Here is a 1069-nt window from a genome sequence, read left to right as displayed (position 1 = left end):
CTCCTGAATTCATAGAATAAGCGCAACGCTTGAAACGAGAGGCAGAGAGCCAGCCACCGGTAGAATCCAGGCTCTCACACCGAAGGATTCAAGCGCAGATGACTACGCATTACCGGCAGCTGACTCAGGGACAACGTTACCAGATTGAGGCTGGCTTGAGCGCCGCAGAGAGCCAGGCGAGCATTGCAAAGCGGGTCGGCGTGCATCCCTCGACGATCAGTCGCGAGGTTCGCCGCAACAGCACCCAGAATATCTACAAGGCTGTTTCTGCGGCCCATGAAAGTGATGCTCGTCGAGCGGGTGCGCGCAAGTTTTGCAAGCCGGCGACATGGCTCAGCCATCATCTCCCGGTGTGGCTCAAGCATGGCATGAGTCCGGAGCAGATCGCCCAGCGGTTGAAGCAGGAGCAGCCAAGCCGGGCGGTCAGCCATGAGTGGATTTATCGGTTCATTGCCGCCGAACAGCGCGCCGGTGGTGAGCTTTATACCTATCTGCGACATCGCCGAAAGCGCTACCGGAAACGCTATGGAAGCCACGATCGGCGCGGGCAGCTGCGTAATCGCGTGTCAATCAGTGAACGCCCAGCCGAGGTCGAAAGCCGCGAGCGCCTGGGGGACTGGGAGGGCGATACGGTACATGGACTGGGCGGTAACCTGGTGACCCTGGTTGATCGCAAAAGCGGCTATCTGAGCGCCTATCCGGTCAAGCGCAGAACGCGCCGGCAGGTAACGCGGGCGATCAATCTGATGCTTCAGGGCCATGCCGCTCACACGCTGACGCTGGATAACGGAAGGGAGTTTGCCGGGCATGAACGCATCGCGCTACGGAGCCAGTGCCAGGTCTTTTTTGCAGACCCCTATTCATCCTGGCAACGTGGCACCAATGAAAACACCAACGGTCTGCTCCGCCAGTATTTCCCCAAGGGCAGCGACTTCAGCAAGCTGACCGTCGAAGCCGTCAATCGGACAGTAGCGAGGATCAATCTACGCCCGCGCAAGCGCTTGGGCTGGAAGACGCCGTACGAAGTGCATACAGGGGTGAGCGTTGCACTTATGTGTTGAATTCAGGC

1 protein-coding gene is annotated in these 1069 nt (G+C 59.1%); it reads left to right on the top strand.

Going from position 1 to position 1069, the window contains the following annotated elements; translation table 11 throughout:
- Nucleotides 1–98: 98 nt before the first annotated feature.
- Complete coding sequence (locus TALK_RS21850; RefSeq protein ID WP_004577240.1) at nt 99–1061, top strand: IS30-like element ISPpu17 family transposase; 963 nt, start codon at nt 99–101, stop codon at nt 1059–1061.
- Nucleotides 1062–1069: the final 8 nt, after the last annotated feature.

It is taken from the genome of Thalassospira alkalitolerans (assembly GCF_002115745.1).
Classification (GTDB): Bacteria; Pseudomonadota; Alphaproteobacteria; order Rhodospirillales; family Thalassospiraceae; genus Thalassospira; species Thalassospira alkalitolerans.
Note: the sequence above shows the minus strand (reverse complement) of the source record. Positions and strands in the feature narration are given on the sequence as shown.

Bases quoted from the DNA above. Each gene is read 5' to 3' on its own strand.
- TALK_RS21850 (WP_004577240.1), top strand. From the start codon at position 99: ATGACTACGCATTACCGGCAGCTGACTCAGGGACAACGTTACCAGATT.